Origin of the sequence: Nocardioides sp. YR527, from assembly GCF_900101045.1 — a bacterium.
Classification (GTDB): Bacteria; Actinomycetota; Actinomycetes; order Propionibacteriales; family Nocardioidaceae; genus Nocardioides.
In genome coordinates this window covers 51,760-77,863 of record NZ_FNFN01000008.1, presented here as the reverse complement: position 1 = coordinate 77,863, position 26,104 = coordinate 51,760, and the positions used below count along the sequence as shown (strand labels likewise).

Here is a 26,104-nt window from a genome sequence, read left to right as displayed (position 1 = left end):
TAGGGTGTGACCGTGCTCATAGAGAGAGCTGGGTGTGTCGGTCGCGAGGACGAGCTCGTCGAGCTCACCTCGCGGCTGGCCCGCACCCGCACTTCCGGCTCCGCCGCCGTCCTGGTCCTCGGAGACCCGGGGCTGGGCAAGACCGCGCTGCTGCGCGGACTGGCCGACCGGGTCGCGACGGCGTCGCTGAAGGCCCGTGCCGGTGCGTGGGAGCAGGACTCACCGGGGGCGGTGCTGCGCCAGCTGCTCGGCGAGATCCCCCCGGCCGACCCGGTCGCCGCGGCCGATGCCCTGGTCGCGCGCGCAGTGGGGGTGGATGAGGAGCCCGGACTGGTCCTGGTCGACGACGCCGACCTCGCCGACACGTTCTCGCTGCAGGCGATCGCCTCCGCGCTGCGCCGGCACCGCGGCGCACCGGTGCTGGTGGTACTCGCGGCGACCCGCAGCACCGCGTTCCTCGGCGAGATCGCAGCCGAGACCGTACGCATCGAGGGGCTGGACGCGGCCGCGGTCGGCGAGCTGGCCTCGCTGCGAGGACGGGTCCTGCACCCGTCGATGGCCGAGGTCCTCGCCCGCCACACTGCGGGCAGCCCGCGCGACGCGGTCGCTCTGCTCGACGAGCTGCCGCCGACCCGCTGGGCGCGGCCCGACACCCAGCTGCCGGCCCCGGTCCACGTACGCGACGAGGTGCAGCTCGCCCTCGCCGGCTGCGGTGCCGACGGTCGTGCCCTCGCCGAGGCCTTCGCGATCCTGGGAGAGGACGCGTCGCTGGGTCAGGCCGCGGCGCTCGCGGGCCTCGAGGACCCGCTCTCCGCGGTCGACGCCCTGGCCGCGGCCGGGCTGGCGGAGACCACCCGCGACCACCGCCCCCGATGGCGTACGCCACTGGTCGGCGTCGCCGTGCTGGCCACGATGGGCGCTCGCCGGGCCGCCGACGCGCACCAGCGCGCCGCCGCGATCGTCGACGACGAGGTCCGCCGGGCCCGGCACCTCGTCGCCGCCACCCCGTTGCCCGACGCCGAGCTCGCCGAGGAGGTCGCCCGGCTGGCCCAGCGCCGCGGTGACGAGGGCGCCTGGGCGGAGGCCGCGGCCCTCTACCGTGACTCCAGCCGGCTCACCGAGGACCCCGTGCGGCGCGACGACCGGCTGATCCGCTCCGTCGACGCCCTGGTCGCGGCCGGCGACGGCATGGGCGCCGCGGCGCTGGTCCCTGTCGTCGAGAGCCTGCGCGAGACGCCGCTGCGCGATGCCGTGCTCGCCTATCTGGCGATCCTGCGCGGCCGCGCCACCGAGGCCGAGGTGCGGCTCAAGCGCGCCTGGGACATCGTCAACGCCGACCGGGAGCCGGAGACCGCCGCGCTGATCGCCACCCGGCACGTACTGCACTCGCTGGCTCTGTGCCGCGGCGACGAGCTGGTCACCTGGGCCGACCGGGCGATCTCGCTGGCCGGCCGGGACTCCGCGGCGGGCGTCGAGGCGGCGGCGATCCGCGGGCTCGGCCTGGCGATGGCCGGCCGGTTCGGGGACGCCCACGAGGCGTACGCCCTGGCCGCCCGCCGCGTCGGGCACAGCGCCCAGACCCAGCGGGTCACCATGGGCCGAGGCTGGCTCGGCGTACTCTCCGACGAGCCCGACGAGGCCCGCAGCCGCCTGGAGGGGGTCACCGACCCACGCGTCCTCGGCGGCTCGACCCGGATCTCGATGTGGGCCCTGGCCTGGCTGGCGCGCGTGCAGTTCCTGACCGGTGAGGGCGAGGCGGCGCTGCAGACGGTCGCGGCCGGCCGGGCGCTGGCCGCCGAGTCCGGCATCGCCCTGGTCACCCCGCTGTTGGAGTGGACGGCCACCGAGACCCACCTGCTGCGCGGCACCTGGGAGGAGGCCGCCCGCACCGCACGCGCCGCCGAGATCGGGGCGCAGGGCTACGAGATCATGCGCGTGCCCGCGCTGCTCGCCCGCGCCCACCTCGCCGAGGCGCGCAGCGACTTCCGTGCCGTCCTCCGCATCCTCGAGCCGCTCACCCAGGCCCCGGCCGGCAGCGCGCTGACCGAGCCGGCCATCTGGCCGTGGGCCGAGACGTACGCCGCCGCGCTGATCGCGGAGGGCAGGCTGGACGAGGCAGACGACTTCCTCCGCCCGCACGAGACCCGCGCCCACCAGGAGCAGCACCGTTCCGCCCAGGCCAGGCTGGCCACCGCCCGCGGCCGCTGGCACGGCGCTCGCGGCGACCTCGCCGGCGTCCGCGACACCTTCGACCGCGCGCTCGAGCTCCTCGACGGGCTGCCGCTGCGCTACGAGCGCGCCCGGGTCACCTTCGCCTACGGGCAGGCGCTGCGCCGTGCCGGCCGCCGTCGTGACGCGGAGGCGCTGCTCTCCTCGGCGCGCGATCTGTGGGACGGGCTCGGGGCGCTGACGTACGTCGACGCCGCCCAGCGGGAGCTGCGCGCCGGGGGAGTGCGGGCGCCGCGCGGCCAGCGCGGGCCGGTGGATCTGACCCCGCAGGAGGAGACCGTCGCGCAGATGGTCGCCTCGGGGCTCTCCAACCGCGAGGTCGCCGCGCAGCTGTTCGTCTCGCCCAAGACCGTGCAGTACCACCTGACCCGCATCTACGCGAAGCTCGGCGTGCGCAGCCGGACCGAGCTCGCGGCGATGGCGGCCGAGCCGACGGAGGAGCCATGAGCACCGACCTCGACGACTTCGACGTCCGCGAGACCCGGCCCGGCCTGAGGCGTGACCTGGGCCGTCACGAGCTGGTCAACGGCTTCATCGGGTTCCTGTTCTCCTGCACCGGCCCGGTCGCGGTCATCCTCGCCGTCGGCCAGGGAGCAGGGCTCTCCGCCGGTGTCGTCGCCTCCTGGGTGAGCGCGGTCTTCTGCCTCAACGGTGTGCTGACGATCATCGCCTCACGCTGGAGCAGGCAGCCGCTCGTCTACTTCTGGACCATCCCCGGCACCGTGGTCGTCGGCCAGGCGATGGCCGCCGGGACCACGTGGCCGGAGACGGTCGGCGGCTTCGTGATGGCGGCGCTGCTCCTGGTCGCGCTGGGCCTGACCCGTCAGGTCGACCGGGTCATGCATCTGCTGCCGATGCCGATCGTGATGGCGATGGTGGCCGGTGTCTTCCTCCGCTTCGGCACCGATCTGGTCCTCGCCGTCGACCGCGACCTGGCGATCGCCGGGCCGATGGTGATCGCCTTCGTCGCCGTCAGCGCGATTCCCAAGCTGGCGCGCTGGCTCCCGGCGGTGCTGGTCGCGCTCGCCGTCGGCGCGGTCGCGGTGAGCCTCGCCGACCGACCGGCCGTCGAGGTCTCCGGCCGCTGGCTGGTCGAGCCGGTCTGGACGACCCCCGTCTTCACCGGCTCCGCCTTCGTCGAGCTCACCATCCCGCTGCTGATCACGGTCCTGGTCGTCCAGAACGGCCAGGGCATGGCGGTCCTGAGGGCCGCCGGCCACGACCCGCGGATGAACCAGGTGACCGGCTGGTGCGGGGTGACCTCCCTGGTCGCGGCTCCCTTCGGCGGCGTGTCCACCTGCCTGGCCGGACCGACCAACGCGCTGGTCACCGCCTCGGGCGAGCGACGGCGGCACTATGCCGCGGCGATCTGGTGCGGCGTACTCGCGATCGGGTTCGGCCTGCTCGCCCCCGGCATGGTGCGGGTCATCACCACCATGCCCGAGGCGTACGTCGCGGTGCTGGGCGGCCTGGCCATGCTCAAGCCGCTCCAGGGCGCCTTCCAGACCGCCTTCAGCGGGCCCTACGTCACCGGCGCGCTGGTCACCTTCCTGGTCACCGTCGCCGACATCACCGTCTTCAACATCGGCTCCGCCTTCTGGGGGCTGGTGGTCGGTGTTGCGGTCAGCGTGCTGCTCGACCATGACAGCCGAAACAGCCGCAACCGCGAGGAGAACCCATGACTCTGACAGACACCTACCCCGACGCGACGATGCGCTACGGCGCCACCGCTCGTCAGGTCGCCGACGTCTTCGAGCCGGCCGAGGCGACCGACTCGCTCGTGCTCCTGCTCCACGGCGGGATGTGGCGCGACTCCGACCGGATGCGCACCTGGTCCGCGGGCCGGGCGCTGGCCGAGGCGGGCCATCTGACCGCGACGGTCGAGTACCGGCACGGACCCGGCCAGTGGCGGCAGGCCTTCGACGACGTCGAGACCGCGATCGAGTCGATCCAGCTCAGCGGCCGGGAGTGGACCATCCACAACGACGCGCCCCGCCGGATCACCCTCGTCGGACACTCCTCCGGCGGCCAGCTCGCCCTGTGGGCGGCTGCCCGGGAAGGCACCCTGGTCACAGGCGTCGTGGCTCTGGCCCCGGCCGCGGCGCTGGCCGCGATGAGCCAGGACGGCCTCGGTGACGGCGCGGTCGAGGAGTTCCTCGGCGGCACCCCGTCCGAGGACCCCGAGACGTACGCCGCCGCCGACCCGCTCGGCCTCGCTCCTCGGGTCCCCGTGCGGATCCTGCACGGCGCTGCCGACACCGTGGTCCCGCTCGCGATCTCCGAGCGCTACGCGGCAGCACACCCCGACGTACGCCTGGAGGTGGTCGACGACGCCGACCACGCCGCCTGGGGCGACCCGGCCTCGACCGCCTGGCCGCACCTGCTCACCGCGGTCAGCGCCGTCTGACCTCGACGGCGGGGTAGAGAGCCAGGATCAGGAGTACGCCGAGAGCGGCTCCGACGAGCTGCGCGAGGACGAACGGCGCCACCGAGCCGGGCGCGATCCCGGCGAAGGTGTCGGAGAAGACCCGGCCGATCGTGACCGCCGGGTTGGCGAACGAGGTGGAGCTGGTGAACCAGTAAGCAGCGCCGATGTAGCCACCGACGGCCGGCGCCACCAGAGCGCCGCGGTCGCTGCGTACGAGGGCGAAGATCAGCACGATCAGGCCCGCCGTGGCGACGATCTCGGCCACGAGATGGCCACCGGTGGCACGGTCCTTGGTCGAGATCGCCTGGTCGACGTCGAACATGACGTTGGCCAGCGCCGCGCCACCGATCGCTCCGAGGATCTGCGCGATCGAGTAGGCGCCGACCTCGGGGAGCGAGAGCCCCGTGCCCGGTCGGCGGCCGAGAAACCAGTCGGCGAGCGAGACCGCCGGGTTGAAGTGCGCGCCCGAGACCGGGCCGAACATCAGGATCAGCGCGGCCAGCCCGAACACCGTCGCCAAGGAGTTCTCCAAGAGCTGCAGGCCGACGTCGTCGGGAGAGAGCTGCTGCGCGGCGATGCCCGATCCGACGACCACGGCGACGAGCAGTGCTGTGCCGAGGAGCTCGGCGAGAAGGCGGCGGGGGAGGGATGAGTTCACTCCGGCATTCTTGACGTGGCGTGATTACTCAGTCAATATTGAGTCAATGGAGGTTGAGAGACAGGCCGGGTTGGACCGTCGGGCCAGGATTCATGCGGCGCTCGGCGATCCGGTGCGGCTGCGCATCGTCGACAGCCTCCAGACGAGTGATGCCTCCCCCACAGAGCTCGCCGGGATGCTCAATGTCCCGTCGAACTTGTTTGCCCACCACGTCCAGGCGCTGGTGAGCGCAGGCGTCGTGTCCCGTCATCATTCCGAGGGCGACGGGAGACGCACGTACCTGCACCTCGAGCAGGACGCGCTCGAGAGCCTGGGCACCGCGTCCCCCGTGGCGGTGCCCAGGCGTGTCCTGTTCGTGTGCACGGGCAACTCGGCGCGATCCCATCTGGCCGCGGCGCTGTGGCGTCAGAACAGCGCGATCCCGGCCGTCTCGGCCGGCACGCATCCGGCCGACCGCATCAATCCGGCGACGGTCGACGCCGCTGCCCGCCACGACCTCGACCTCCCGATCGTGGAGCCTCGGCAGATGGATGACGTGTTAGATCCCGACGACCTGGTGATCACCGTGTGCGACCGCGCCCACGAGACGCCGAAGGTTCCCGGCGAGCTGCACTGGTCGATCCCCGATCCCGTGGACAAGGGCCCCGAGGCCTTCGATGCCGCCTATACCCAGCTCGAGCACCGCATCAAGGCGCTTGCCTCCCGCTTCGACTCCTGAACCCCCACGTCCCCCACGCAAGGAGAGCCTTCGATGAATGTGCTGTTTCTCTGTGTCGAGAACGCCGGCCGCTCCCAGATGGCGCTCGGCTTCTTTCAGTACTACGCCGGCGACCAGGCGATCGGCTGGTCCGGAGGCTCGGCGCCGGCAGCGGCGATCAACCCGGTCGCTGTCGAGGTCATGGCCGAGCTGGGGATCGACATCTCCGGGGAGTTCCCGAAACCGTGGACCGACGAGGTCGTACGCAGCGCCGACGCCGTCATCACCATGGGCTGCGGCGACGCCTGCCCGTTCTACCCGGGCAAGCGCTACGAGGACTGGAAGGTCACCGATCCGAAGGGTGGAGACATCGAGCACGTGCGCGGCATCCGTGACGAGATCGAGCAGCGGGTGCTCGCCCTGCTCGGTGAGCTCGGCGTGACACCCGCCCGCTCGATCACGAGAGAGTGATCGGCGCCCGGCTGATCGTGAAGATCTCCTCGCTCGGTGCGGGGGTTCCGCAGCAGCCGCCGCCGCTCTTGGTGCTGTCCGGGTCGTCGAAGACCCCGGCGCCGCCGCAGACCCCGGTGTCGGGGAGCTCCAGCTCCACCCGGGCGGCTGCGTCGTGGTCTCCGGCGAGCTCGGCCACCACGCTGCGTACCTGCTCGTAGCCGGTCATCGCCAGGAAGGTCGGTGCGCGACCGTAGGACTTCATCCCCACGAGGTAGAGGTCGGTCTCGGGCTGGGCGAGGTCCTTCGCGCCGGTCGCGCTGACCGATCCGCAGGAGTGCAGGTTGGGGTCGATCTGGACCGCGATGTTGCGCGGCGCCTCCAGTGTCGGGTCGAGATCGAGGCGCATCTCGCTCAGGAAGCCGAGGTCGGGGCGGTAGCCGGTGAGGACGACGACCTGGTCGGCCTCGATCGCGCGGCCGTCCTCGGCGACGACGGTGGCGCCGTCGACCCGCTCTGTGCGGAACCCGGTCACCAGCTCGACCGAGCCGTCCTGGACCGCCTTCCTCGCGCGTACGCCGAGGGCGCCCCGCTCCGGGAGCTCGTCGGCCTCGCCGCCACCGAAGGTGTTCGTCGAGACCGCGCGACGGATCGCCCAGGTGATCCTCGTTCCCGGGTGGTCCTTGCCGATGGCGGTGAGCTCGTTGACGGCGTTGAACGCGGAGTCGCCCGCGCCGATCACGACCGTGTGCCGGCCCGCGTACGCCTCGGGGTGGGCGCGGTCCGGGACGGCGTAGCCGAGAGCCCCCGCGGCGTGTGCGGCACGCTCCCCGAGCGCCGGGAGCCCGTCGGCACCAGCCGGGTTGGGCCGGCGCCAGGTGCCGGAGGCGTCGATGACGGCCCGCGCCTCGATGCGCTCCTCGGTGCCGTCGGTGCCGGTCACGTGCAGGACGAACGGCTGCTCGGCGCGGTCGGCGTCGACCAGGCGGTCGCGGCCCTTGCGGGAGACGCCGGTGACCGTGGCTCCGTAGTGGACGTGGTCACCGAGCGCGTCGGCCAGGGGGACGAGGTAGCGCTCGCGCCACTGCGCCCCGGTCGGGTAACCAGACGTCGGCGCGGCCCAGCCGGTCGGCTCCAGAAGCCGGCCGGCGGCCTTGTCGACGAGCTCGGGCCACGCCGAGAAGAGACGTACGTGACCCCATTCGGCGACGGCTGCCGCGGGCTCGCTCCCTTGCTCGAGCACGAGCGGCGTGAGGCCGCGCTCGAGGAGATGGGCAGCGGCCGCGAGGCCCTGGGGGCCGGCGCCGATGACGGCAACGGGAAGGTCGGTCATGATGCTCCTCAGATTCAAGAACGTCGATATGACGGCGACCTTATGACTCATATCGACGTTCGTCAATATCATTCGGTAGACTCGTCCTCATGACCGTTCTTCCCGTGCTTCCGTCCGCCGCCGTCGCGTGCTGCTCGCCGGTGACGTCGGGCGTTCTCGACGACAGCCAGGCCGAGGCGCTGGCACGGATGTTCAAGGCGCTCGGCGACCCCAACCGGGTCAAGCTGCTCTCGATCATCGCGGCCGCCGAGGACAAGGAGGCCTGCGTCTGCGACCTCATCGAGCCGGTCGGGCTCTCCCAGCCGACGGTCTCCCATCACATGAAGCTGCTGGTCGAAGCCGGACTCGTCACCCGCGAGCAACGCGGCAGGTGGGCCTACTTCTCCATCGTCCCCGGCGTCCTCGATTCCCTCGCGGGCGCGCTGGCGTCTCGTTGAGGGGCGCCGGAGTCAGACGGTGGTGTAGCCGCCGTCGATCTTCCAGTACGCACCGGTGACGAACGAGGCGTCCTCGGAGAGCAGGAAGCGGACGACGGTGGCGATCTCCTCGGGGCGGCCGAGGCGGCCCAGGGGGTGCTTGGCGACCAGGGCCTCGTGAGCGCCCTCGATAGCGGAGACGGCCTTGACGGCAGGGGTTTCGATGTAGCCGGGGCCGACCGCGTTGATCCGCAGTCCGGCCGGGCCGTACTCGGCGGCAGCGTTCTTGGTGAGCCCGATGACCCCGTGCTTCGCGGCGGTGTAGGCCGGGTTGCCCAGCGCGGCGACCTCGCCGTGGATCGAGGCCATGTTCACGATCGCGGACTCGCCGGCGCCGGTCTTGAGCAGCTCGGGGATCTGGTAGCGCAGGCCGTAGGCGACCCCGGAGAGGTCGATGCCGATGACGCGGTCCCAGTCGCTGGGGACCAGCTCGCCCACCGGTGCCGGCGGCTCGCCGATCCCGGCGTTGTTGACCGCGTAGTTGAGCTTTCCGTACGTCTCGACGGCGAACTTGACCGAGCTCTCCGCGTCCTCGACCTTCGAGGTGTCGGACCGCAGAGCGGTCGCTTCGCCGCCCTTCGCCTTGATCTCGTCGGCGACCCTGGTGGCACCCTCGAGGTTGATGTCGGTGACCACGACCTTCGCGCCCAGTCCGGCGAGCTCCTTCGCGATCGCCTCCCCGAGCCCGCTACCGCCGCCGGTCACCAGGGCGACCTTGTTGTCGAACGTCATGTGTTCCTCCTCGCGTCTGTCCGGGCCAGGGTCCGGGCGTCATTTGATCCAACATTCAAATAACGCTGGCGGGGGTCCGTCCTCTTCCTGTCGCGGGAGTGATCTATGCCTCCGCGACCGTCACCTCACGCCTCGCGGCGTGCCGCGGCCGGGGTGGTGCCGAACCGGGTCCGGAACGCGCGGGTGAGGTGAGACTGGTCGAAGAAGCCGTGCGCGGCGGCGATGGCCATGATGCTGCGGCCGGCCAGGTTCGGGTTGACGAGGTCGGACCGGACCGCGTCGAGACGTAGATTTCGGATCGTCTCCGAGACGGTCCACTCCTCCTCGGCGAAGAGCCGGTGCAGCGTACGCGGGGAGATGCGGTGAGCGCGGGCGATCGAGGTGACGCCGAGGTCGGGGTCGCCGAGGTGCTCGCGGATGTGGCCGAGGACGGCGATCCGGAGGGCATGGTCCGGGGCGGTGGGCGCATCCAGCTCGTAGGCCAGCCCGGTGAGCAGGTCGACGCTGGCGTGGCCGAGGAGGATCGCGGTGTCCGAGCGGGCGAAGGCGTCGTCGACGGCTGACTCGAGCAGCTGGGTGAGCACCGCTCCGGGTCCCTGGCCCGGGAGCTGGTGCTCGAGTGCGTGGCACAGCGTGCGGGACGGCAACGCCAGGTCGTCGCGGGCGATCGTCATGACGGTGCAGTTCCACCGATTCATCAGGCGCAGCTCGTAGGGACTCCCGGTGTCGTAGAGCGCGATGTCGCCGGGGCCCAGCCGTAGGTCCGGCAGGTCGTCGCGGCGCAGGACCACTTCGCCCGCACGGACGGCGCACACCTTCAGCGGTGCGCTCTCGGCGGACCGGATGGCATGCGGCGTACGCCGGAGCAGCTGCGGGGTGCCGGCGACCCGGAACGCATCGATGTGTCCGAGCGTCCGGTGGCGCACCAGCCCGCGTGCTCCGATCGGCGGTGCCGGCAGCGAGAGGCCGAAGGTGGCGTCCATCTGCTCGCGCCAGCGCGGTGCGGCGATCGCAGTCATGGCCTCGTCTCCTCTCCGTGCCTGTTTCCGGACGTCGTTGGCGCGAACCGTCAAACACCGGGGCGCGCGCGGTCAACGCGACTGTGACGCGAGACACAAGGCTAACGGACGTACCGACGCCGACCAGGCGAGGACCACGGAGAGGAAGACCAACATGAGCCTGACGTACGAGTCGCTCTTCATCGGCGGTGAATGGGTCGCCCCGAGCAGCGACAAGGTGATCACCCCGGTGAACCCGAGCACCGAGCAGGTGGCGGGTCAGGTGCCGGAGGCCCAGGAGGCAGACGTGGATGCGGGGGTGGACGCGGCCCGTCGCGCCTTCGACGACCCGAGCGTGTGGTCGGGATGGGAGCCGGCGCGCCGGGCCCAGGCGATGGAGCGCCTTGCCGAGGAGCTGGACGCCCGGGCGGACGCGTTCGTGGAGCGGGTCAGCTCCCAGAACGGCATGCCGGTCGCGGTCGCCCGTCAGCTCGAGGTCGGCTACCCGAGCGCCGTGCTGCGCTACTACGCCGGGCTCGCCGCGACGTCCGAGTTCACCGAGGTGCGGCCCGGCATGTTCGGCGGCGACATCGAGGTACGCCGCCATCCGGTCGGCGTCGTCGCGGCCGTCGTGCCGTGGAACTTCCCGCAGGCCCTGACGATGTTCAAGCTCGCCCCGGCGCTGGCGGCAGGCTGCACGCTGGTGATCAAGCCGTCCCCCGAGACCGTGCTCGACGCGTACCTGCTGGCCGAGGCGGTGGAGGCCGCCGGCATCCCCGCGGGGGTGATCAACATCGTCCCGGCGGGCCGCGAGGTGGGTGCGTACCTGGTTGCCCATCGCGGCGTCGACAAGGTCGCCTTCACCGGCTCCACGGCCGCCGGCCGGGCGATCGCCGAGCAGTGTGGCCGGCTGCTGCGCCCCGTCACGCTCGAGCTCGGCGGCAAGTCGGCGGCGATCGTGCTGGACGACGCGCAGCTGGACCTGGCCGAGATCGGGCAGGGCCTGTTCACCTCGACCCTGCTGAACAACGGCCAGACCTGCTTCCTCGGCACCCGGGTCCTCGCGCCGCGCAACCGGTACGACGAGGTGGTCGAGGCGTTCACCGCCTTCGCCGGCAGCCTCGCCGTCGGTCCGGCGTCCTCGCCCGAGACCCAGATCGGGCCGATGGCCACCGCCCGCCAGCGCGACCGGGTGGAGTCCTACATCGCCAAGGGTCGCAGCGAAGGCGGCCGGATCACCACCGGCGGCAGCCGGCCGGGCGACCTCGACCGCGGCTACTTCGTGCAGCCCACGGTCTTCGCCGGTCTCGACAACAACGCCACCGTGGCGCAGGAGGAGATCTTCGGCCCGGTTCTGACGGTCATCTCCTACGACGGGGTGGACGACGCCGTACGCATCGCCAACGACTCCGACTTCGGGCTCGGGGGCACGGTCTGGACCTCCGACCCCGGACGCGGTGCCGAGGTCGCTCGCCGCGTGCAGACCGGGACCATCGGCGTCAACCGGTACATCCCGGACCCGGCCGCTCCCTTCGGGGGCGTCAAGGGCAGCGGCCTCGGCCGCGAGCTCGGCCCCGAAGGCCTTGCCGCCTACCAGCAGCTGCAGACCATCTACCGCTGATCGAAGGGAACGACACATGCGCATCACCGCTGCCCTCACCGAGGGAAAGGGTGCCCCGTTCACCCTGACGGAGCTGGACCTCGAGGAGCCTCGCGCCGGAGAGGTCCGGGTCCGGCTCGTCGGCTCCGGCGTCTGCCATACCGACCTGATCGTCCGGGACCAGTGGTATCCCGTCCCGCTGCCCGCCGTGCTCGGGCACGAAGGCTCGGGCGTCGTGGAGGCCGTCGGCGAGGGTGTCACCAGCCTCGCCCCGGGCGACCACGTCGTGCTCAGCTTCAACTCCTGCGGCAGCTGCCGCACCTGTACGTCGGGCCGGCCGGCCTACTGCGACCAGTTCTTCGCCCACAACTTCTCCGGGGTACGCCCCGGCGACGGGTCCAGCCCGCTGCGCCGCGGGGACGACCAGGTCAGCGGGATGTTCTTCGGGCAGTCCTCCTTCGCGACGTACGCCCTGGCGACCGAGCGCAACGTCGTCAAGGTCGACCCGTCGGTTCCGCTGGAGCTGCTGGGGCCGCTCGGCTGCGGCATCCAGACGGGCGCCGGCGGAGTGCTGAACTCCCTCTCGCCCGAGGAGGGAAGCACGATCGCGGTCTTCGGCGCCGGCGCCGTCGGGCTCAGTGCCGTCATGGCAGCCGTCGTCGCCGGCTGCTCCCGCATCATCGCGGTGGACATCAAGCCCCAGCGGCTGGAGCTGGCACGGGAGCTGGGGGCCACCGACATCATCGACGGGGCCGACGGCGACACCGTGGCGACCATCCAGGAGCTCACCGGCGGCCTCGGGGTCGACTACACCATCGAGACCACCGCCGTGCCCGCGTTGCTGCGACAGGCCGTGGACTGCCTCAACCAGGGCGGCACCTGCGGTCTGATCGGCGCGGCCGCCCTCGGCACCGAGGCCTCCTTGGACATGTCCACGCTGCTCTTCGGGCGCAGCGTCACCGGGATCGTCGAGGGCGACAGCGTCCCGCAGGAGTTCATCCCGCGCCTGATCGACCTCTACCAGCAGGGTCGGTTCCCGTTCGACCGGTTGGTGCGGACCTATGACTTCGCCGACATCGAGAAGGCCGTGCACGACGCCGAGACCGGTGAAGTGCTCAAGCCGGTGCTCACCTTCGGCGCCCACTGAGTCGGGTCGACGTGGCGGCCAGGTCGACCCGACTCAGTGGGCGCCACTCACCTGGTCGCCGCGGCGATGACCTCCAGCAGCCGGCGGTGGAGCTCCATGAGTTCCTCGACGCTCATGTCGAGGCGCTCGACGATGGCCGGCGGGATCTTCTCGGCGTCGTCGCGCAGCGCGCGTCCGCGCTCGGTCAGGACGACGGCGAGCGAGCGCTCGTCGGACTTGTTGCGTTCGCGCCGGATGTAGTCCTGGGCCTCGAGTCGCTTGAGCAGCGGGGAGAGGGTGCCGGGGTCGAGCTGGACCTTCCGGCTCAGCTCGGAGACGCGGAGCGGCTCCTCCTCCCACAGGGCCAGCATGACCAGATACTGCGGGTGGGTCAGGCCCATGGGCTCGAGCAGGGGCCGGTAGAGGGCGATGACGCTGCGGGCGGCGACGGCGAGGCCGAAGCAGACCTGTTGATCGAGGGCGAGGGGGTTCTCGATCTCCGAGAGCGGGTCCTTCTTCGTCGGCATGTGAGTTAGCGTACCAATAGTTTGTGCACAAACAGTTCGCCTGGTAAGAATTGGATCGTGAACGAGCAACCGCGACGACCACGCCACCTGATGGACCCGGACAACCCGATCCGGCCCGTCAACGACAAGTCGCTGACTCACGTGAAGCAGTGGGTCGCGTCCGTGCTCGTCGTGTTCACCGTCGCCCACCTGGCGGTCGGGATGGCCATCGGGGCGGTGGCGATCGACCCGGTCTACCAGAGCTCGCGGATCGGGTTGTGCGTGATCGCGGGGGCCTTCGGGGTGCTCGGTCTGGCCGGCGGCTTCCTCATCCACCGGCGCAGTCCGTTCACGCCGTGGCTGATCCTCGGGCTCCTGCCCGCCGCCGTGGGCCTCTGGTTCGTGCTGAGCTGAGGACGGCGCCCCCGGGGCAGGAGGGGCGCCGTCCGATCAGTGGGGTCGTGCTCAGAACAGGTCGGGCACGGTCCAGCCGTCGAGGTCGTACTCGGAGAGGAACTGGTCGGCGAAGCCGGTCATCTTGGCGACGTCGCCGCGGTTCTGCGCGGCGAAGAGCAGCTCGGCCTTCACGTTCTCGTGGTTGCCGGAGTAGTTGCGCTCGTAGAGCTCGTGGCGGCCACCGAACTCGGTGCCGATCGAGTCCCACAGGGCCTTCATGACCTTGACCCGGTCGACGGCGGTGATGCCGTTCGAGCCGCGGACGTACTTGTCCAGGTAGGGGCGGACCTCGGGGCTCTTGAAGTCGGCGGCGCCCGAGGGCAGGTAGATCAGGCCGGAGGCGACGTCCTGCTCGATGATCTCCTTGACCCGCGGATAGCCGTGGATCATGAACATCCGGTATGTCAGGCCGTACTCCAGCTTCGGGATGACCGCGTCGCCGATCCACGGCTCGGGGTCACGGGCCATCGACTCGGTGAGCGACCAGAACAGGTTGCGCCAGCCGATGACCTCGCCGACGCGGGTCTGGACGCCGCGGAAGTCGCCCGAACCGGTGGTCTCGAGGGCCTTGATCAGCAGGCCGGCGATGAAGTCGAGCTTGACCGCGAGGCGGGTGCATCCCTGGAAGGTGAACCGCGGCAGGAAGCCGGACTGCGGGAAGAAGGCGTTGATCCGGTCGACGTCGCCGTACATGAAGACGTTCTCCCACGGCACCAGCACCTTGTCGAAGATGAAGATGGTGTCGTTCTCGTCCATCCGGCTCGAGAGCGGGTAGTCGAACGGGGTGCCGTTCTGGGCCGCCTGCTGGGTGTAGGACGTGCGACAGATCAGCTTGATGCCGGGCGCGTCCATCGGGACGGTGCAGATGAGCGCGTACTGCTTCTTGCGGATCGGGAGGCCGTAGTGGGCGATGAAGTTGTAGTTGGTGATGGCGCTACCGGTCGCGACGACCTTCGCGCCGGAGACGATCAGGCCGGCGTCGGTCTCCTTCTCGACCTTCATGTAGACGTCGCCGACCTCGTCCGGCGGCAGCTGGCGGTCGACCGGCGGGTTGATGATCGCGTGGTTCCAGTAGAGGACCTTCTCCTGGGACTCGCGATACCAGCGCTCGGCGTTCGCCTCGAAGGGGGCGTAGAGCTCCTTGTTCGCGTGCAGCGTGCCGAGGAAGCTGGCCTTGTAGTCGGGGCTGCGGCCCATCCAGCCCCACGTCATCTTCGCCCAGCGCGCGATCGCGTCGCGCTCCTTGAGCAGGTCCGCCGAGGAGGTCGGGGTCTTGAAGAACGGCATCGTGACGCCGCCGTTGCCGGTGTCGGTCGGCACCGTCAGCTCGTCCACGTGGTCGCCGGTGTGGAGGGCGTCGTAGAGGCGCGCCGTCATCCGGATCGGGTTGCGGAAGGCCGGGTGGGTGGTGACGTCCTTGACGCGGTCGCCGTTGAGATAGATCTCGCGGCCGTCCTTGAGGCTGTCGATGTACTCCTCGCCGGTCATCGGCCGGGAGGCGAAGTTGGCCTGCTTGTTCGCGGGCGAGCCGGCGGCCGGGTTGACGGTCGGCGGGCCGTCGGGGAGCCCGTTCTCGGACTGGGTCTCGGGGGCGAGGGTGTCGCTCATCGTGTCTCCTTGGACTGGTTGTAGTTGGCTGGCGTCAGTAGTGGGTGGATCGCGGGATCGCGGGGGCCTCGATGGCGGTGAACGACGCGGTGGCGTCGAACCAGCCGGTGTTCGGGTCGTCCTGGCAGCCGAGCCAGACGACCTCCGAGGAGGGATTGCCGATCTGGTGGAAGGCGCTGTCGTGGAAGAGCAGCGGCTTGCGGTCGGTGGTGATCACCTCGACGACCTCACCGAGGAAGAGCAGATGGTCCCCGCCGTCGTCGGCACGCCACGGGCGGCACACCAGCGTCGCGGCCGTCCCGCCCAGCCGCGGCGCCGTCGCGCCCTCGCGCCAGGGGAGCGGGTCGCTGCCGGGGCGGCCGGCGAAGTGCATGGCGACGTCGCTCTGGTCGGTGGCCAGGATGTTGACCGCAAAGGCGGCGCCCTCGAGGTAGGCAGCCGCCTTGGACGTACGCGTCAGGGCGACCTGCACCAGCGGAGGGTCGAGCGAGATCGGCGTGAAGGCCGTCACCGTGGCACCGTGGTGCGCCCCGTCGGGGGTGCGGCAGGTGATCACGGTGACGCCGGTCGCGAAGCGGCCGAAGGTCGACCGCAGGGTGCGTGGGTCCATGGAGCTCCTCCTTCGTCGGGGCCGCGGATGTGTGGCGGCGGTCACGTTGGAGGACGACGCTAGATCCGGATCGTGCGGGCGGCGATCCGCTCGGCGAAGGGGTTGTCCGGAATGCGCACCCGGTTTCAGATCGTTTCCGGACGCTCTCGGCGACGGGCGGATGCGCTGTTACTGTGAAGGACGTCACTAGGGGGTGGCAGATGAGCGTGACCGGCACTCTCACCGCGTCGTCCGGGTCGTCCGGCGACATGGAGACCTTCTCCGACGAGGTCTCCCGGGCCTACTTCCCGCATGCCCTGACCATGCGCGGCCGGCCCGCCCGCCCCGCCGAGCTGCGTGCCGTCGACCTCGGGCCGGTGCGGCTGACCCGGATCGGCTGGGGCGCGGAGGTGTCGGTGGAGTCGGACCACCCCGGTGCCTGGGCGGTCAACGTCCCGCGCAGCGGTGTGCTCGAGGCCAACGTCGGTGGCGCCCATGTGCTCTCGCTCGACGGGCAGGCAACGGTGTGCCCTCCCGACCGGCCGACCAAGATGACCCGCTGGTCGGCCGACTGCTCCATCGTCGGGATGCGGGTCGACCGTGACTACCTGGTCGAGGAGGTCGCGGCCCTGGTCGGCCTGCACACCGACCGGCTGCCCGCCCAGCTCGACCTGCGCGCCGACGGCGCCCGCGCCTGGATCGGCCTGCTCGGCTCGCTCGGCACCGAGGCCATGCGCAACCCTGCGCTGGTCGGTGACGAGCGGGTGCGTCGCCGGCTGGCCGGCACGCTGACCGCCGCCTTCGTCGCCGCCTGCTTCCCCGAGGAGCCCGCCGTCGGCTCCGTCCGGCCCCGCATCGTCTCCCGCGTCGTCGAGGCCATGGAGGCCGACCCGGCGCGCGAATGGGCCGTCTCCGATCTCGCCCGCGAGGCCGACGTCGGCATCCGCCGCCTCCAGCAGGGATTTCAGAGATATCTGGGCCGCACACCGACGCAGAAACTGCAGGAGATCCGCCTCGAACGCGTCCACGCCGACCTCCTCGCCAGCCGCGGCGACACGGTCGCCGAGGTCGCCTACCGCTGGGGTTTCACCCACCTCGGCCGCTTCGCCGCCGCCTACCGCCAGACCTACGGCGTAGCCCCTTCGCAGACCCTGCGCTGCCGCTAGGCGGCGACGCTGAGGCCCCGCAGGATGGCCAGCGCGCGAGTGAGCAGGGGGCTCTCGTCGCCGGCACGGGTGGCGGCGACGAGCTCGACGCCGGGGGTTCCCGAGAGTGGCACGTAGACCACGCCCGGGACGGCGAGGGCCGCGGTGGGTTCGGGGACGATGGCGACGCCGAGGCCGGCGGCCACGAAGGTGACCAGGGTGGAGGTCTCGGCGACCTCGTGGGTGATGTGGCTGCGGATCCAGGCGGAGTCGAAGAGCTCCTGGATCATCGCGTTCATCGCCGAGCGGCCGCTCCCGGCGTGGATGACCAGGCCTTCGCCGTCGAGGTCGGGGATGCGTACGCGGCGACGGCCGGCGAACCGGTGGTCCTTCGGCATCGCCACCAGCAGGTCCTCCTGGCGCAGGTGGGTGATCGAGAGGCCGGAGTTGCCCGTGGGCAGGGGCCGGAGCAGGCCGAGGTCGAGGGTCCCGTCGGTGAGTGCCGCGGCCTGGTCCGGCGAGAGCATCTCGCCCCGGAACCCGAACTCCACCTCGGGCAGCTCGGTGCGCAGGGTGCGGGCGAGCTCCGGGAGCAGCGAGTACGTCGCCGACCCGACGCACCCGATCAGCAGCCGTCCACGCCGCCCCGAGGCGATGCTCGCGGCCTCGTGGGCGGCTGCCTCCACGGCACCGAGGATCTCCCGCGCCCGTTCCAGGTACGCAGCACCGGCCGGGGTCAGGTCGACCCGTCGCGTGGTCCGGGTGAGCAGGGTCAGCCCGAGCTCGGCCTCGAGCTGGCGGATCTGCTGCGACAGCGGCGGCTGCGCCATGTGGAGCCGCTGCGCCGCCCGGCCGAAGTGGCGCTCCTCGGCGACGGCGACGAAGTAGCGAAGATGGCGCAGCTCCATGCACTCATATTCGCAGAGTCTCAGTCGGACGGTGACCAGCCTGCCGAGGCGTCACCCCCGTCGGCCGAGACGTCGCGTACGTCGGCCGAGATGGCATTCCGGTGCCAACTCGGCCGACGCAGCTGACGTCTCGGCTCAGGTTGGGAGCGAGTCGCCCTGGACGGCCTGGATGTCCAGCTCCACCTTGAGGGTGGTGCCGATGGCGGCGATGCCGGCGGAGACGGCCTGGTTGTAGTTCATCGCGAAGTCCTCCCGGCGCAGCTGAGCGGTGGCGCGGAAGGCCGCCCGGGTGCCGCCCCAGGCGTCCGGGCCGGTGCCGAGGTAGGCGACGTCGAGGTCGATGGCGCGGGTCTGCCCGTGCATCGAGAGCTCCCCGTGGACGGTCCAGCGGTCCGATCCGGCCGGGGTGAGGCCGGTGGAGCGGTAGACGATCTCGGGGAACGCCTCGACATCGAGGAAGTCACCGCTGCGGAGGTGGTCGTCGCGCATCCGGTTGCCGGTGTCGATCGAGGCGGCCCGGATGACCGCCTCGACGCGCGACTTCTCCAGATGGTCGGGAGCGATCTCGACGAGACCGGAGAACTCGGTGAACCGGCCGCGCACGCTGGAGATGCCCAAGTGCTGGGCGACCGCGCCGACGGTGGAGTGGGCCGGGTCGATCGTCCACGGGCCCGGGGTCGGGAGCGAGGTGTCTCCCTGACGGGTCAGGGTGACGGTGCCGAGCGCAGCCTTCCCCGAGGCCGTGACGATCGCGGTCGCCGCGGCAGGGGACCAGCCGATCGCGGTGACGATCGCGACGTACGGCCCGGGGGCGAGGACGGTGTCGTCGGTGACGACACCGTCCTCGTCGGCCTCGGCGCGCAGCACCTGACCGCCGGCCGTGTCGGTGAGGGTGACGACCGCGTGCGCCACGGCCCAGCCGTCGCGGGTGCGGACCTGTGCGGTCAGTGCCATCGCGGATCAGTCCTCGGGGTGGGTGAGGACGATCTCGTGGCCGTCCACGCCGTGACCGGTGAGGCTCACGGCGCCGGCTGCCGGCGGGTAGCTGGTCGCCAGGACCGTGTAGTCACCGCTGTCCAGATCGGCGAAGGCGTACGCCCCGTCAGCACCCGTCGTCGCGGTCCCGGCCACGTTGCCGGCCGCGTCGACGAGCGTCACCCGAGCGTCGGCGAGGGGCCCGAAGGCCGCCTTGACGACACCGGTCAGGCGAGCGCCGGTGACCATCTCCACCTCGATCCGGGTCAGACCCGTGGCGCCGATCTCGATCGGCACCGCGCGCGGGCGGTAGCCCTCGGCGTTCACCGCCACCGTCGCCGTTCCCGGGACCAGTTCGTCGATGAAGAAGGTGCCGTCTGCGAGGGTCGTGCCGGTGGAGAGCAGGTCGCCGCGTACGTCGGTCACGATCACCATCGCGTCCTGGATCGGTGCGCCGTCCTCGCCGCCACGCACGATGCCCTTGAGGCCCGTGGTGCCGCTGAGCAGGAGGTCGTACGCCACCGGCTCACCGCCCACGACCACCGTGGAGGCCTGCGGCTGGAAGCCGTCGGCCGAGGCGATCAGCACGTACGTCCCCGTCCCCGGCGCGTCGACCGCGTAGGAGCCGTCGGCGTGGGCGACCGAGCGGCCGAGCTGGCGCCCGGCGAGCGAGATCAGCGTGACCGCGGCGTGCGGGATCGGGATGCTTCCGGAGCCGCGGACGAAGCCGTGCAGCGCGATCCCGTTGGCGACCGGCGCGGGGGCGTCGGCGTGCTGCTCGGGCACCCCGGCGACGGCCTCGGCGACCGCTGCGGGGCGGTCGACCTCGGCAGCCTCCGCGGCAGCTTGGGCGAGTCCGCCCTTGGTCTTCAGCGGGACCTCCTTGATGAACACCACGAACACCAGCGCGATGACGGCTGCCCCCGCGGCGATCATGAAGATGTCGGCGATGCCGTGCCCGTACGCACTCTCCAGCACCGACCGCAGCGGCTCGGGGATCTTGTCGATGTCCGGGATCTCGCCCGAGGTGCCCTGGGCCAGCGCGGCGTAGCGCGGTCCGAGGTCGGCCAGGCCGTCCTGGACGTAGTCGGCGACCCGGTGGGCCATCAGCGCGCCGAGCGCGGAGACGCCCATCGCGCCACCGAGGCTGCGGAAGAAGGTGACCATCGAGCTGGCCGCGCCGAGGTCGGCGGGCGCGACCTGGTTCTGCGTGGAGAGGACCAGGTTCTGCATCGTCATGCCGACGCCGAGGCCGAGGATCGCCATGAAGACGGCGACGTGCCAGTACTCGGTGTCGTAGCGGATCGTGCCGAGCAGCCCGAGCCCGCCGACGATGAGGACGGCGCCGACGACGAGCCAGGCCTTCCACCTCCCCGTGCGGGTGATGATCTGGCCGGAGATGGTCGAGGAGAGGAACAGTCCGGCGATCATCGGGATCGTCATCACGCCGGCCATCGTCGGCGACTCGCCGCGGGCCAGCTGGAAGTACTGGCTGAAGAAGATCGTGCCGGCGAACATCGCCACGCCGACGAAGAGCGAGGCGAGCGAGGAGAGCGTGATCGTGCGGTTGGCGAAGAGCCGCAGCGGGATGATCGGCTCGGCGGCCTTCGACTCGACGAGAACGAAGATCAGCAGGAGCAGCACGGAGCCGCCGACCATGGCCGCGGTCTCCCAGGAGGCCCAGTCGTACTTGTCACCGGCGAAGGTGACCCAGACGAGCAGCAGGCAGACGCCGGCCGCCATGAAGAACGCACCGGCCCAGTCGACCTTCACGTTGTCCCGGCGGACGACCGGAAGGTGCAGGGTCTTCTGCAGCACGATGAAGGCGAGGACCGCGAACGGGATGCCGACGTAGAAGCACCAGCGCCAGCCGAGCGAGTCGGCGTCGGTGATGACGCCGCCGATCAGCGGGCCGCCGACGGTGGCGACGGCGAAGACGGCACCGAGGTAGCCCGAGTAGCGGCCACGCTCACGCGGCGAGATCATCGCCGCCATGATGATCTGGGCGAGAGCGGTCAGACCGCCCATGCCGATGCCCTGGATGGCCCGCGCGGCGATGAGCTCACCCGGGTTCTGGGCCAGGCCGGCGACGGCCGAGGCCGCTACGAAGAGGACCAGTGCGAGCTGCATGAGCAGCTTCTTGCTGAACAGGTCGGCCATCTTGCCCCACAGCGGGGTGGTGGCCGTCATGGTGAGCAGGGAGGCGGTGACCACCCAGGTGTAGGCCGACTGCCCGCCGCCGATGTCGGCGATGATCTCGGGCAGGGCGTTGGAGACGATCGTGGAGGAGATCATCGCCACGAACATGCCGAGCAGCAGGCCCGAGAGCGCCTCCATGATCTCGCGGTGAGACATCTCACCGTGCGAGGTGGGCGAGCCCTCGGACGGGCCTCCCGGTGGACCGGCGTGAGTCCGTTCGGCTGTCGTCGTTGCCATGGACTTCCTTTCTGGTGGTCTAGTTGCTTGAGGTGCTGCAGTGGCCGAGGCTGTCGCGGAGCTTGGTGACGAGCCGGACGAGCTCGTGCACGTCCCGCTCGTCCCAGCCGCTGAGCCGGTCTGCGATGAGGTCGGCGAGCTGTTGGGAGGCGCTGTCGAGCAGATCGCGCCCGGCGTCGGTGAGGCAGAGGATGCGGGAGCGCCCGTCGGTCGGGTTGGGGGAGCGCTCGATCCAGCCCTGGTCGGCGACGCACGCCACATGCCGGCTGGTCACCGAGATGTCGACGGCGAGCAGCTCGGTGAGCTCGCTCATGGTCATGTCGCCGTGCTGGCGCAGCATCGTCAGGACCCCCGCGGAGCCGGCCGTCAGCTCGGGCGGAAGCCTGCGGACGAGGCCCTTCCGTACGGCTCCGACCTCGCTGAGCTGATGGATCAGCTCCTGGTACGTCGCGTGCCCGATCATCATCCCTCCAAGTTGGTTGACTTTTACAACCATATGGAGGATAGGGGTCCGATGCAAATCGTGCAGGGCGCAGGCGTGTTGCTCAGGCGACGGTGCCGCGGGCTGCCCATGCGGTCGCGGTCACGGTGATCGGGCCGTTCCCGAGCCGGCGCCGGGCGACCTCCTCGAGCGCGGTACGACCGGCGTCGTCGAGCGAGCTCACGTAGTCGCCGGCCGGCCCGACCCCGAAGGTGTAGGGGTTCCACCACTCCTCGAAGGTCGGGTGGGTGACGCGGATGACCAGGCCGCTGGGCTCGACGTTGCGGAGTCCGACCTTCCTGAACATCTGCTCGAGGTCACCCATCCGGGTGCCGGCGAGTAAGGCCTCGTCCTCGGCCTCCGGGTCGATCTCGTGCACGCAGGCCCAGAACGGCGCGACGGCGCCGGTGTCGGCGTCCCAGACGCACGCCGCGACGGTGCCGCCCGGCCGGGTCACCCTGACCATCTCCCTGATCCCCGCCTCCGGGTCGGTCATGAAGTGCACGACCAGCTGGGCCAGCGAGACGTCGAACCAGTTGTCGGCGAAGGGGAGTGCCTCGGCCACGCCGGTGTGCACATCGACCCGGGCCAGCTGCCGTGCGACCGACTCCATGAACGGCGGTGAGGGGTCGATCGCGGCCACCAGGTGGGCCTCGGTGAGGGTCACGAGGTGGCGGGTGAGCGTGCCTGGTCCGCAGCCGACGTCGAGCACCCGCTGGCCCATGCTGACCCGGGCGAAGTCGGCGAAGTGCGGTGCGAGGGGTTCGGCGTAGCGCCCCATGAAACGGGCATACCTCTCCGCCGCGACGTCGAATCCCATGCTTCAGGCTAGGTTCGCCGTTCGCTACGCCGACAGCCCCAAGTTCGGTATCTCCCCTGGGTCGGGCTAGTGGGTCGAGGGCGTCGTCGGGATCTCCGAGCGGTCGTCGGACCACAGCGTGTGGAAGGTGCCGTCCTTGTCGACGCGCTTGTAGGTGTGCGCGCCGAAGAAGTCCCGCTGGCCCTGGATGAGTGCGGCCGGGAGCCGGTCGGCGGCCAGCGAGTCGAAGTAGGCGAGCGCCGAGGAGAACCCCGGTGCCGGTACGCCGGAGGCCACCGCGATCCCGACGACGCGTCGCCACGCCTCCTCGCCGGAGGCGACCGCGTCGGCGAAGTAGGGGTCGACGAGCAGCGTCTCCAGGTCGGGTGCGGTGGCGTAGGCGTCGACGATCCGGTTGAGGAAGCGGGCCCGGATGATGCAGCCGGCTCGCCAGATCTTGGCGAGTGCGCCGAGGTCGATGTCCCAGCCGTACTCCTTCGCCCCGGCCACGATCAGGTCGAAGCCCTGTGCGTAGGCGACCACCTTCGAGGCGTACAGAGCCGCGCGTACGTCCTCCACGAACGTGTCGGGGACCGTGGCCGCCTTCGGGCGGTCGGTCACCGAGGCCCGCACAGCGGCGCGCTGGGCCGGCTTGGAGGAGACCGCCCGGGCGAAGACGGCCTCGCCGATGCCGGAGACCGGGATGCCGAGGCCGAGGGCGTTCTGCACCGTCCACACGCCGGTGCCCTTCGAGCCGGCCTCGTCGAGGATGACGTCCACGAGCGGCTGTCCGGTCTCGGCGTCCTTCTGGGCGAGCACCTCCGCGGAGATCTCGATCAGGTAGGACTCCAGGTCGCCGGTGTTCCAGTCCTTGAAGACGTCGACGAGCTGCTCCACCGAGAGCCCGCCCACCCGCCGGAGGAGGTCGTAGGCCTCCGCGATCAGCTGCATGTCGGCGTACTCGATGCCGTTGTGGACCATCTTCACGAAGTGGCCGGCGCCGTCGGTGCCGACATGGGTCACACACGGCTCGCCCTCGGCCACCGCGGCGATGCTCTTCAGGATCGGGCCGAGCGTCTTCCAGGCCTCGGCCGAGCCGCCGGGCATGATCGAGGGGCCGTTGAGCGCGCCCTCCTCGCCGCCGGAGATGCCGGTGCCGACGAAGTTCAGGCCGCGCTCACGCAGCTCGCGCTCGCGGCGGATGGTGTCGTTGAAGTTGGCGTTGCCGCCGTCGACGATGATGTCGCCCGGCTCGAACCGCTCGGCCAGCTGCTCGATCACCGCGTCGGTGCCCCTGCCCGCCTGGACCATGATGATCGCCGTACGCGGCTTGGCCAGCGTCGCCACGAAGTCGTCGATCGTCTCGGAGGCGATGAAGCCGGCCTCGGGATGCTCCGTGATGAGCTCGTCGGTGCGCGCGTAGGTGCGGTTGTAGACCGCCACCGCGTTGCCCTCGCGGGAGGCGAGGTTGCGGGCCAGGTTAGACCCCATCACGGCCAGGCCCACCACGCCGATGTTCGCGCGGCCATTGTCGTTGTTCGGCATCGTGCTCCTCGGTTGAGTCGGTGATGCCATTCAACTCTGCTCGTCAAGCGGCTGCGCTGGGCGGCTCGGCGCGGAAACGCGCCGGCCGTCCATCCACGCCGAGCACCTTCCAGGACCACCGCGTCAGCGGCGTACGCAGCCCGAGGTTGTCGAAGAGCATCCGGACGTCGGCGAAGAGGTGGCGGCGGAACGCGGCGGCCTCGGCGCCGGTGCCCCAGACCTCGCGGACGACCGAGTCGGGCAGTCCCATGAGCTCGCGGTCGGCGCGCGAGGGGATGATGATCGCGTCGGAGCCCAGGCGCATCGCGAGCGGGGTGAGGACGCCGAGGGCCAGGCGCGAGACCGGGTTGAGCGAGGGGGCGTGCTCCTCGAGCCAGGCGTGCGCGAAGCCGATGTGGCGGGCCTCCTCGGCGATGTGGATGGCCATGATCTGGTCCAGGAGCGGGTGGGTTCCGCCGGCGCGCATGGCCTCCTTCTGCACGTGGTCGATCGGCTCCTCGCCGGCCAGGATGATGGCGAAGAAGAGGGCCGGGTAGAGGCCGCCGAGGTGTCCCACGAGCGGGATGGCGCGCATCAGCCAACCCGGTGCGCCCGCGACGTCGGGGCAGACCCGGTTGGTGAACTCCTGGAACATCTGGATGTGGTGGGTCTCCTCGGTGAGCTCGTGCATGAAGTAGCGGAACTCGGGGTCGCCGTTGTCGACGCCCATCAGGAACTGGGTGCCGCCGAGAAGGAGCAGCTGCTCGAACTGGGAGCCGGTCTTGACCATCGCGGTGAGGCGGTGCCGGCCGACCTCGATCTGCCGTGCCCTGGGCAGCGACTGGTACCACGGGTGGGCGCCGAGCAGGTCGAGCGTGGGCAGGATCCAGCGCTCGTCGTCCTCGGGCACGGCCATCTCGGGCGCGTCCCAGTCGACGTCCTTGAATGCGTTGAAGTACATCTCGACCGACGCCTCGGACAACGTACGCAGCGTCTGGTCGTACTCCCGGCGCGGCAGGGGCCTGGTCGGCGTGATCATCCGGACGGGGGTGCCGGCGACCGCACCCACGTAGCCACCGATCGAGCGAAGTGTCTGCACAACCATCCGAGCCTCCTTGCACGACGTTGATACGTCATCAAGGTACATGGGATTTGTGTACCAGGAAACAGGTTCGGCGCGCGTGTCCCGTTCAGCAGATCTCGGCGGCGAGGGCCTTCCGGACGCCGGCGACGAGGTCCTCCGGCGTCCGGGCCGGCTGGTCGAACGTGGTCCGCGCGCTGTGAGCCCCGCCCTCGTCGACCCACTGGAACTCGAAGCCGTCGGCGCAGAGCCCGGTGATCTGGGCGGCGAGGATGGTGTCGACCGGGATGTAGGAACGGGTCGCGACCGCCTCGCGCAGCTCGTTGCCGTGATGGTTGTTGAGGTGGTCCTGGTTGCGGTGGAGCACGCCGTCGTTCAGATCGAGGTCGCCGTCGGTGAAGGCGTCGAGAGGGATCGGGACCGCCTCGCCGCGGCGGCGGACCAGCATGACGTTGGAGACGTCCATGACGACCTCCTCCCACTCCGTCTCGCAGCACGTGCAGGCATCGGTACGCAGCCACCGCAAGGCCCCGGTCAGGCGGACCGCCTCGCCGTTGCCGAGCACGCCCTGGAGGACCAGCACGACATGGCTGCCCCGGCGCCCGGCGTACGCCATCCGCTGCTCGGGTGGGCACAGGAAGGTCGGGCGGCCGCCGTCGTCGGCGAAGCCCTGCATCTCCAGCTCCTCCATCGAGTAGGGGATCCCGTCGATCACCACGCTGCCGCCACGGGGGCATGACAGGATGCTGCGGGCAATGCTGGCGGTCGAATCCATGGCACCTCCTGTTTAGGTAAGGCTTACCTAAACACGAATCGGATCGATCGAGCAAGAGCCGTCGCTCACATCGTGGTGCCGTTCGGGACTGTCT

General features: G+C 70.9%; 25 protein-coding genes. 10 read left to right on the top strand and 15 right to left on the bottom strand.

The window, feature by feature from the left end:
• Nucleotides 1-12: 12 nt before the first annotated feature.
• The 3 genes from BLT25_RS22940 to BLT25_RS22930 are packed head-to-tail and all read left to right on the top strand — an operon-like array spanning nucleotide 13 to nucleotide 4,636.
• Nucleotides 13-2,676, top strand: coding sequence for a helix-turn-helix transcriptional regulator (locus BLT25_RS22940; RefSeq protein WP_218131455.1), 2,664 nt, complete (start codon nucleotides 13-15; stop codon nucleotides 2,674-2,676).
• The gene (locus tag BLT25_RS22935) at nucleotides 2,673-3,911 is read left to right on the top strand and encodes a benzoate/H(+) symporter BenE family transporter (RefSeq protein ID WP_091051009.1); all 1,239 of its coding nucleotides are present in this window, start codon (nucleotides 2,673-2,675) and stop codon (nucleotides 3,909-3,911) included. The genes BLT25_RS22940 and BLT25_RS22935 overlap by 4 nt, the downstream gene beginning before the upstream one ends.
• Complete coding sequence (locus BLT25_RS22930; RefSeq protein WP_091051008.1) at nucleotides 3,908-4,636, top strand: alpha/beta hydrolase family protein; 729 nt, start codon at nucleotides 3,908-3,910, stop codon at nucleotides 4,634-4,636. Before BLT25_RS22935 ends, BLT25_RS22930 begins: the two co-directional genes overlap by 4 nt.
• Here the strand turns inward: BLT25_RS22930 and BLT25_RS22925 are convergent.
• The gene (locus tag BLT25_RS22925; RefSeq protein WP_091051005.1) at nucleotides 4,623-5,315 is read right to left on the bottom strand and encodes an MIP/aquaporin family protein; all 693 of its coding nucleotides are present in this window, start codon (nucleotides 5,313-5,315) and stop codon (nucleotides 4,623-4,625) included. The two genes, BLT25_RS22930 and BLT25_RS22925, sit on opposite strands and share 14 nt — an antisense overlap.
• A 70-nt stretch (nucleotides 5,316-5,385) precedes the next feature.
• Between BLT25_RS22925 and BLT25_RS22920 the strand changes: the two genes are divergently transcribed.
• Entirely contained in the window at nucleotides 5,386-6,033 is a 648-nt protein-coding gene (locus BLT25_RS22920) for an arsenate reductase/protein-tyrosine-phosphatase family protein (RefSeq protein WP_256328744.1), read from the top strand.
• 33 nt (nucleotides 6,034-6,066) lie between these two features.
• Nucleotides 6,067-6,483 (top strand): arsenate reductase ArsC, encoded by a 417-nt coding sequence (locus BLT25_RS22915; protein ID WP_091051001.1) that lies wholly within the window; start codon nucleotides 6,067-6,069, stop codon nucleotides 6,481-6,483.
• On the opposite strand, the gene BLT25_RS22910 is transcribed toward BLT25_RS22915, so the two are convergent.
• The gene (locus BLT25_RS22910; protein ID WP_091050999.1) at nucleotides 6,470-7,795 is read right to left on the bottom strand and encodes an NAD(P)-binding domain-containing protein; all 1,326 of its coding nucleotides are present in this window, start codon (nucleotides 7,793-7,795) and stop codon (nucleotides 6,470-6,472) included. The genes BLT25_RS22915 and BLT25_RS22910 overlap by 14 nt on opposite strands.
• Nucleotides 7,796-7,884: 89 nt before the next feature.
• On the opposite strand from BLT25_RS22910, the gene BLT25_RS22905 reads away from it, so the two are divergent.
• Nucleotides 7,885-8,232, top strand: a complete 348-nt coding sequence (locus tag BLT25_RS22905) for an ArsR/SmtB family transcription factor (RefSeq protein ID WP_091050996.1) — start codon at nucleotides 7,885-7,887, stop codon at nucleotides 8,230-8,232.
• A 12-nt stretch (nucleotides 8,233-8,244) separates the two neighbouring features.
• On the opposite strand, the gene BLT25_RS22900 is transcribed toward BLT25_RS22905, so the two are convergent.
• The gene (locus BLT25_RS22900) at nucleotides 8,245-9,003 is read right to left on the bottom strand and encodes an SDR family NAD(P)-dependent oxidoreductase (RefSeq protein WP_091050994.1); all 759 of its coding nucleotides are present in this window, start codon (nucleotides 9,001-9,003) and stop codon (nucleotides 8,245-8,247) included.
• A gap of 125 nt (nucleotides 9,004-9,128) precedes the next feature.
• A complete protein-coding gene (locus tag BLT25_RS22895) occupies nucleotides 9,129-10,022 on the bottom strand; it encodes a helix-turn-helix domain-containing protein (protein ID WP_143033831.1) in 894 nt (297 codons plus the stop codon).
• 154 nt (nucleotides 10,023-10,176) lie between these two features.
• Between BLT25_RS22895 and BLT25_RS22890 the strand changes: the two genes are divergently transcribed.
• Together BLT25_RS22890 and BLT25_RS22885 are read left to right on the top strand one after the other, a co-directional pair.
• Nucleotides 10,177-11,622: an aldehyde dehydrogenase gene (locus BLT25_RS22890; protein ID WP_091050992.1), complete on the top strand. Its 1,446-nt coding sequence runs from the start codon at nucleotides 10,177-10,179 to the stop codon at nucleotides 11,620-11,622.
• A gap of 16 nt (nucleotides 11,623-11,638) precedes the next feature.
• On the top strand, nucleotides 11,639-12,748 hold the full coding sequence (locus BLT25_RS22885; protein ID WP_091050990.1) for an NAD(P)-dependent alcohol dehydrogenase: 1,110 nt from the start codon (nucleotides 11,639-11,641) through the stop codon (nucleotides 12,746-12,748).
• A 47-nt stretch (nucleotides 12,749-12,795) separates the two neighbouring features.
• Here BLT25_RS22885 and BLT25_RS22880 read toward each other — a convergent pair whose 3' ends face one another.
• Nucleotides 12,796-13,254: a MarR family winged helix-turn-helix transcriptional regulator gene (locus BLT25_RS22880; protein WP_091050987.1), complete on the bottom strand. Its 459-nt coding sequence runs from the start codon at nucleotides 13,252-13,254 to the stop codon at nucleotides 12,796-12,798.
• Between the two features lie 57 nt (nucleotides 13,255-13,311).
• On the opposite strand from BLT25_RS22880, the gene BLT25_RS22875 reads away from it, so the two are divergent.
• Nucleotides 13,312-13,647 carry a hypothetical protein gene (locus BLT25_RS22875; RefSeq protein WP_091050985.1) on the top strand — a complete coding sequence of 112 codons (336 nt, stop codon included), beginning with the start codon at nucleotides 13,312-13,314 and terminating at the stop codon, nucleotides 13,645-13,647.
• A gap of 51 nt (nucleotides 13,648-13,698) precedes the next feature.
• On the opposite strand, the gene BLT25_RS22870 is transcribed toward BLT25_RS22875, so the two are convergent.
• Both BLT25_RS22870 and BLT25_RS22865 read right to left on the bottom strand, forming a co-directional pair.
• Complete coding sequence (locus BLT25_RS22870) at nucleotides 13,699-15,297, bottom strand: 4-hydroxyphenylacetate 3-hydroxylase family protein (RefSeq protein ID WP_091050982.1); 1,599 nt, start codon at nucleotides 15,295-15,297, stop codon at nucleotides 13,699-13,701.
• 34 nt (nucleotides 15,298-15,331) lie between these two features.
• Nucleotides 15,332-15,907, bottom strand: coding sequence for a flavin reductase family protein (locus BLT25_RS22865; protein WP_091050980.1), 576 nt, complete (start codon nucleotides 15,905-15,907; stop codon nucleotides 15,332-15,334).
• A gap of 200 nt (nucleotides 15,908-16,107) precedes the next feature.
• On the opposite strand from BLT25_RS22865, the gene BLT25_RS22860 reads away from it, so the two are divergent.
• Nucleotides 16,108-17,052, top strand: a complete 945-nt coding sequence (locus tag BLT25_RS22860; protein WP_091050978.1) for an AraC family transcriptional regulator — start codon at nucleotides 16,108-16,110, stop codon at nucleotides 17,050-17,052.
• On the opposite strand, the gene BLT25_RS22855 is transcribed toward BLT25_RS22860, so the two are convergent.
• From BLT25_RS22855 to BLT25_RS22820, 8 genes are all read right to left on the bottom strand, one after another.
• Complete coding sequence (locus BLT25_RS22855; RefSeq protein ID WP_091050976.1) at nucleotides 17,049-17,939, bottom strand: LysR family transcriptional regulator; 891 nt, start codon at nucleotides 17,937-17,939, stop codon at nucleotides 17,049-17,051. The two genes, BLT25_RS22860 and BLT25_RS22855, sit on opposite strands and share 4 nt — an antisense overlap.
• Nucleotides 17,940-18,074: 135 nt before the next feature.
• Entirely contained in the window at nucleotides 18,075-18,893 is an 819-nt protein-coding gene (locus tag BLT25_RS22850) for a YceI family protein (RefSeq protein ID WP_091050974.1), read from the bottom strand.
• A 6-nt stretch (nucleotides 18,894-18,899) separates the two neighbouring features.
• Nucleotides 18,900-21,269: an MFS transporter gene (locus BLT25_RS22845; RefSeq protein ID WP_091050972.1), complete on the bottom strand. Its 2,370-nt coding sequence runs from the start codon at nucleotides 21,267-21,269 to the stop codon at nucleotides 18,900-18,902.
• A gap of 100 nt (nucleotides 21,270-21,369) precedes the next feature.
• Nucleotides 21,370-21,813 carry a MarR family winged helix-turn-helix transcriptional regulator gene (locus tag BLT25_RS22840; protein ID WP_091051413.1) on the bottom strand — a complete coding sequence of 148 codons (444 nt, stop codon included), beginning with the start codon at nucleotides 21,811-21,813 and terminating at the stop codon, nucleotides 21,370-21,372.
• Between the two features lie 82 nt (nucleotides 21,814-21,895).
• Nucleotides 21,896-22,651 (bottom strand): class I SAM-dependent methyltransferase, encoded by a 756-nt coding sequence (locus BLT25_RS22835; protein WP_091050970.1) that lies wholly within the window; start codon nucleotides 22,649-22,651, stop codon nucleotides 21,896-21,898.
• 66 nt (nucleotides 22,652-22,717) lie between these two features.
• Nucleotides 22,718-24,175, bottom strand: a complete 1,458-nt coding sequence (gndA, locus tag BLT25_RS22830) for an NADP-dependent phosphogluconate dehydrogenase (protein WP_091050968.1) — start codon at nucleotides 24,173-24,175, stop codon at nucleotides 22,718-22,720.
• A gap of 43 nt (nucleotides 24,176-24,218) precedes the next feature.
• Entirely contained in the window at nucleotides 24,219-25,259 is a 1,041-nt protein-coding gene (locus tag BLT25_RS22825) for an AurF N-oxygenase family protein (RefSeq protein WP_091050965.1), read from the bottom strand.
• 85 nt (nucleotides 25,260-25,344) lie between these two features.
• Complete coding sequence (locus BLT25_RS22820; RefSeq protein WP_091050964.1) at nucleotides 25,345-26,010, bottom strand: DUF2470 domain-containing protein; 666 nt, start codon at nucleotides 26,008-26,010, stop codon at nucleotides 25,345-25,347.
• Nucleotides 26,011-26,104 lie beyond the last annotated feature (94 nt).